Source organism: Stutzerimonas sp. (assembly GCF_982611455.1).
In genome coordinates this window covers 2,360-8,223 of the sequence record NZ_CEXBBO010000068.1, presented here as the reverse complement: position 1 = coordinate 8,223, position 5,864 = coordinate 2,360, and the positions used below count along the sequence as shown (strand labels likewise).

Here is a 5,864-nt window from a genome sequence, read left to right as displayed (position 1 = left end):
AGGTCGGGTACTCGGATGGGGTGACCCTGCGGGCCCTGTTGCGCCGCAAGCTGGGTCGGGGTGTCAGGGAGTTGCGACGCGGCGGATGACCAGAGGCGTTTGGTATATGTACGGCTGGAGACCGCCGCGAAACTGACGCAGGCCAAACGGCGCATTTGGACAAACTGACAAAACTACTGCCCCACAGAATTTAATTTAACGATTCGTCCAGGAAATCCAGCAGCATCCGCACTTTTGGGGATAAATGCCGGTTATGTGGATAAATCGCCCAGATTCCATCGTCGGCTTCTTGATAATGTTCCAGCAAGTTCATAAGTTTTCCACAGGCCAATGACGGCTGAACGTAATAATCGGGAAGTTGCACGATCCCGATGCCTTTCAGGGCCGCGTCCAGCAACGCCCAACCGCTGTCGCACTTCATGTTGCCTTTAACGCGAACGTTGTAGGGCTTACCTCGGTCCTGAAAGCGCCAGTAATCCAGATTGCCTTGCAAACAATTGTGCCGGTCCAGTTCCGAAAGCGAATGCGGCACACCATAGGCGGATAAGTATTCCGGCGAGGCGCACACGTATAAGGTTCGTGACGACAACCGCTTGGCCATCATGGATGAATCTTCCAGTTTTCCCAGCCGAATCGCCAAATCGTAACCGCCACCGACCAGATCCAGCTTCTGGTTGGTCAGATTCAGCTGCACCTCCAACTCCGGGTAGCGCAGGATGAAATCGTTCACCAAGGGGGCGATCACCTTCTCGCCATAGGTCACCGGTGCGGTCAGCCGTAATTTTCCCTTGGGGATAAGTTGCAGGTTGGTCATGGCCCGCTCGGCCTCTTCCAGACCATCGAGTACCTGGCGGCAATACTGGTAGTAGGTTTGGCCGGCTTCCGTCACCGAAACCTTGCGGGTGGTGCGATACAGCAGTTTGGTCGAAAGCCGGGATTCCAGTGCGCTGACCTGCCGGCTCACCTGAGCTGTGGAAATGCCCAATCGTTTCGCCGCAGCGGTAAAACTTTCGGCTTCCGCGACCGCCACAAACTCACTGACCCCTTCCCAAATAAACATGTTCAGTTCCTTGCGTTACGACTTGGGTGAGCTTAGATACAAAATGCCGCCAGCAAACAAAATACGGCTCATTGTTACTATACAGTAAAGGTAATTTGCTTAATTGGCCGATTATCTATCTTAAGAACAATAATACAATGATCCCATCAACATGGCAGAAGAACCTGCCGAAGCCCGACAAAATCTGGAGCACACAACATGACTCAGACCATCAAATCTAAAGCCGCTATCGCCTGGGGCCCGAAACAACCTCTGTCCATTGAAGAAGTGGATGTGATGCCGCCTCAAGCTGGCGAAGTACGTATACGGGTGATCGCTAGCGGTGTGTGTCATACCGATGCGTTTACCTTGTCTGGCGAAGATCCCGAAGGCATTTTCCCGACCATTCTCGGCCACGAAGGCGGCGGTATTGTTGAGTCGGTAGGCGAAGGCGTTACAAGCCTGAAAGTGGGTGACCACGTTATTCCGCTGTACACCCCTGAGTGCGGCGAATGTAAATTCTGCACCTCTGGTAAAACCAACCTGTGCGGGAAGATTCGTGAAACCCAGGGCAAGGGCCTGATGCCAGACGGCACCACTCGTTTCTCGTTAAACGGCGAGCCGATCTATCACTACATGGGTTGCTCAACCTTCTCCGAGTACACCGTACTGCCCGAGATTTCTCTGGCAAAAGTGAACAAAGAAGCGCCATTGGAAGAAGTGTGCTTGCTCGGTTGTGGCGTAACCACCGGCATGGGTGCGGTGATGAACACCGCCAAAGTAGAAGAGGGCGCTACCGTGGCCATCTTCGGTATGGGCGGCATCGGCCTGTCGGCGGTGATTGGTGCCACCATGGCTAAAGCCAGCCGCATCATTGCTATCGACATCAACGAGAGCAAATTTGAGCTGGCCCGCCAGTTGGGCGCGACCGACTGCATCAACCCGAAAGATTACGACAAGCCGATTCAGGAAGTGATCGTAGAACTGACCGACGGCGGTGTGGATTATTCCTTCGAGTGCATCGGCAACGTAGATGTAATGCGTTCAGCACTGGAATGCTGCCACAAAGGCTGGGGTGAGTCGGTGGTTATCGGTGTTGCGGGCGCCGGCCAGGAAATTTCCACGCGTCCGTTCCAGCTGGTGACCGGTCGGGTCTGGAAAGGCTCTGCCTTTGGTGGCGTGAAGGGCCGTTCCGAGCTGCCGGGCATCGTTGAGCGGTACATGCAAGGTGAATTCAAGTTGAACGATTTCATCACCCACACCATGGGGCTGGAAGATATCAACAAGGCGTTTGATCTGATGCACGAAGGCAAGAGCATCCGTACCGTTATTCACTACGACAAGTAATGAAATCTGGTCGCCTGCCAGTCAGGCGGGCGACCGTTTTGTTGAGAGGTTGCAATGACTATTGAAAATCTGAGCAGTAATAAAAGTTTTGGTGGTTGGCACAAGCAGTACAGTCATCACTCCGAGACGTTGAACTGTTCGATGCGGTTTGCTATCTACCTGCCGCCGCAGGCCTCCAATGGCAAAAAGGTGCCAGCGCTTTATTGGTTGTCCGGGCTGACCTGTACCGATGAAAACTTCATGCAAAAAGCCGGTGCGCATCGCATGGCTGCCGAACTGGGTGTCGCCATTATTGCCCCGGACACCAGCCCGCGCGGGGACGATGTCGCCGATGATGAAGGCTACGACTTGGGTAAGGGCGCCGGGTTCTATGTAAATGCGACTCAGGAACCCTGGAGCAAGCATTACCGGATGTACGATTACGTGCTCAACGAATTACCGGCACTGATTGAAGATATGTTCCCGGTGAGCGATCAGCGTTCCATCTTTGGCCACTCGATGGGCGGGCATGGTGCGTTGGTGCTGGCACTGCGCAACCCGGAGCGTTTCCAGTCCGTCTCGGCGTTCAGCCCGATCAGTAACCCGGTCAATTGCCCGTGGGGTAAGAAGGCCTTTGGCGCTTACCTCGGTAAAGACACCGCCAGCTGGGCCGAGTACGACGCCAGCTTGCTGATGCAAAAGGCGAGCAAGTTTGTGCCGGCGTTGGTGGACCAAGGCGAAGCGGACAACTTCCTGACCGAGCAGTTGAAGCCGGAAATGCTGGAAGCCGCTGCCAAACAAAGTGGCTATCCGCTGGAACTGAACCGGCATGAAGGGTACGACCACAGCTACTACTTCATCGCCAGTTTTATTGAGGAGCACCTTCGCTTCCATGCGAAGTATCTAATCGGCTGCCTAAAGGGTTCTTTGAAGAGGAGGCGAAAGGGAACTTTTTAAGAGATCTATTTCAGTTGGCTTTGGGCAGTTCTGGGGAAGAGCAAGGCCGCCCAAGCTCCATTCACTCAGATCAAAACCACTGACTATTTGCCTCGAAGGTTTTTCGGTTAGGTCTACAAGGCGGCGTTGAGTCATTCGACCCTAGATCTGGCTTTTGTTAATGAACTCGAGGGGGCCGGCCTGGTCGCAAAGCGGACATTCAGATTTCGGAATAACGCTTGCAGCATGCGCGCCCATGAAATGGAGCCGAAGGCGTAATGTAATGGGCGTCGCCGTGCCTGCACTTGTTAAATTCTTATCCGAGCAGGGGCTTGGTCTAAACCCACTACTCTCCGTCGAGAGAATGGCCAATAACTCCCCATCGATCGCCATCCCTTCGTACGTTGATTTGACCGCTCTTAATGACGTACCCCTCGTCCGCGAAGGGCGAGTGCGGATATACGGATGCGAAATCAATTTCTTCGTCAAAATAAAACCGTATAAAAACTTTCTCGCCGCCTTCGCGCTCCGAGATTTCGGCCCCCTCATTCAATACGCCCCGCTCGGCGATTTCCGCATTTTCTCTTGGCGCGCTTTGATACATGAAGTCCGTCATTGCAGAGCCGGTATCCAGTTTCTCGCGCGCATCCGAATGCAAAAACTGACCATAAATATCCTTGCTCGCGCCATCTTGAACGTACTTCACGTAGGCTTGCGCGAAAGCGAGCGGTGACTGTTCCGAGAACACCTCATCTGGAACAGCCTGTTGGCCAGAACCACTTCCGGAGCTATCACACCCGTAAAGCAAAAGCGCGAATGAAAACAACGTGATCCGAAATAATCCTTTCATTTTTCTCCCTTTTTGTGGTTTTAAAGCCAACTCCCCATGCGGTACGGGCATAAGGTTTCTGAATTTAACGCCAACGTTTAGCGGCGCCCATGCAGCGCAGCGAAATGGGCGTCCGGTGTAGGGCCGAAGGCCCGGAACGTACTACAACGATTTGTTACGTGGCATGCGAACTCCACGCAATAAAGACCTTAAGCACCACACTGCTTTTGGACGTCCTCAACCTGTTTCTGAAGGCTTGGAATCTGAAGAGTGACACCGTCGTGATAAATGGTCTCGCCTTTCCATTCAGGCTTTTTATCCAGTGCTGTGCGAAGAGCAGAATCCAACTTTTTGAGTGATGTTGATTCTTTGCAGAGACATTCATAGAGATTGGCATCAGTACTACGGCACTCCCCGGCAGCAGCCATCATAGAAGACAGCCCATCATCGATCTCTTTGAGTAAAGGAGCGTCCTCATCCTTGATCTGAATGGTTTCCCCGACGGCATTAGCGAATGCTGGTAGAAGGGTAACCAAGAAAATAAGACCGAAACGTAAATTGAACCCCATACTCAACTAACTCCTTGTTTAGATTGATCCCAGAAGCATCGATACCGATGCAACGTAACGCCGCCAACACGCGCGGCTTTTTAGTGAAGGCGAAGCCGCAACGTAAAAGCCGTCGCCGTGCTTGGTTTTGTTAGGCCAGTTTTTTCTGCCAGAACATAGCCTTGCCCATTCTCGGGTCCAGCTCGTAACCGGCGAAGCCAAAAGAACGGTAGGCATGTTGTGCTATTTCGTTGCCCTCTAGAACCTCTAACGTCAATTTGCAGCACTTACGTTCTTTGGCCAATTCCTCAGCCTTTGCGAGGATTCTATGGGACAGCTTTCGACCTCGAAACCTTGAAGAAACGACCATGTCGTGAATATTGAGCAGCGGCATGCAGGCAAAACTTGAAAAGCCCTCAATACATATGGCAAGACCCGCAGGCTCGCCTTGTACGAATGCAATGATCACGAACGCATGGGGACGTTTCATGAGCTCTGGAACGAGACAACGCTTTACAGTCTCCGGCAGTTCACAACCTCCTCCCATTTCGTCCTTTGCGTACTCATTCAGAAGGCACACTACTGCCTCTGCATGTGTCGGTTTCGCCAAGTCGGCAATTACAACATTTTCCATATCATTACCGTTATTGATTGCCTAACGCTGAGGTAACCGGCGCCGTAGCGCAGCGAAGGGAACCAAAAGCGGTACGCTTTTGGCGTCCGGTTGACCGCCTGGTTAGTGGCCGGTCACCACCAAGGTCTCCTCTGGCAGCCAACGCTGAATGCTCTCTACCGAACAGCTTGCACCAACCCAACGGATGGCGAAAGGAACCAGAGCGCAAACAACGCCAACCCGATTACCGTTTGAACTGGACGGCCCCGCGACTGGGGCACGCCGTGAATAACCATGCTGCCCATGATGTTGGCAACCAACCCCGACAGCAACTTTTCCGGCCTTGGCCATCATCAACACAAGCGGCTTTGCAGCCAAAACCGGTGCCAAGGCCTTTGAACTGAGCCCGCAAAAAAAGAAGAGGGCCTGGGCCAATAACGCCGCCAACACGCGCAGCTTTGTAGTGAAGGCGAAGCCGCAACCGAAATGGTGTCGCTATGCTTGGATTGGTTAGTGGCAGACGCCCGTGACGTTGGCTCTTGCCCAAAGCAGGCTCCCATGAAGCGTTGGCCG

The 5,864-nt window shown here is 53.2% G+C and carries 7 protein-coding genes; 3 read left to right on the top strand and 4 right to left on the bottom strand.

What is annotated here, in order from left to right; translation table 11 throughout:
- Positions 1 to 190: 190 nt before the first annotated feature.
- Positions 191 to 1,060, bottom strand: a complete 870-nt coding sequence (locus tag AC2LD7_RS21590; protein ID WP_484166374.1) for a LysR family transcriptional regulator — start codon at positions 1,058 to 1,060, stop codon at positions 191 to 193.
- 198 nt (positions 1,061 to 1,258) lie between these two features.
- On the opposite strand from AC2LD7_RS21590, the gene AC2LD7_RS21585 reads away from it, so the two are divergent.
- On the top strand, positions 1,259 to 2,386 hold the full coding sequence (locus AC2LD7_RS21585; RefSeq protein WP_008175541.1) for an S-(hydroxymethyl)glutathione dehydrogenase/class III alcohol dehydrogenase: 1,128 nt from the start codon (positions 1,259 to 1,261) through the stop codon (positions 2,384 to 2,386).
- 54 nt (positions 2,387 to 2,440) lie between these two features.
- Entirely contained in the window at positions 2,441 to 3,322 is an 882-nt protein-coding gene (fghA, locus tag AC2LD7_RS21580) for an S-formylglutathione hydrolase (protein ID WP_484166373.1), read from the top strand.
- 325 nt (positions 3,323 to 3,647) lie between these two features.
- Here the strand turns inward: fghA and AC2LD7_RS21575 are convergent, their stop codons facing one another.
- The 3 genes from AC2LD7_RS21575 to AC2LD7_RS21565 all read right to left on the bottom strand — a co-directional run bounded on the left by AC2LD7_RS21575 (position 3,648) and on the right by AC2LD7_RS21565 (position 5,312).
- Entirely contained in the window at positions 3,648 to 4,202 is a 555-nt protein-coding gene (locus tag AC2LD7_RS21575; protein WP_484166372.1) for a hypothetical protein, read from the bottom strand.
- Positions 4,203 to 4,339: 137 nt separating this feature from the next.
- Complete coding sequence (locus AC2LD7_RS21570; RefSeq protein WP_484166371.1) at positions 4,340 to 4,699, bottom strand: hypothetical protein; 360 nt, start codon at positions 4,697 to 4,699, stop codon at positions 4,340 to 4,342.
- Positions 4,700 to 4,829: 130 nt separating this feature from the next.
- Positions 4,830 to 5,312 (bottom strand): GNAT family N-acetyltransferase, encoded by a 483-nt coding sequence (locus tag AC2LD7_RS21565; RefSeq protein WP_484166370.1) that lies wholly within the window; start codon positions 5,310 to 5,312, stop codon positions 4,830 to 4,832.
- A 322-nt stretch (positions 5,313 to 5,634) separates the two neighbouring features.
- Here AC2LD7_RS21565 and AC2LD7_RS21560 point away from each other — a divergent pair, with 322 nt between their 5' ends.
- On the top strand, positions 5,635 to 5,805 hold the full coding sequence (locus tag AC2LD7_RS21560; RefSeq protein ID WP_153740073.1) for a hypothetical protein: 171 nt from the start codon (positions 5,635 to 5,637) through the stop codon (positions 5,803 to 5,805).
- Positions 5,806 to 5,864 lie beyond the last annotated feature (59 nt).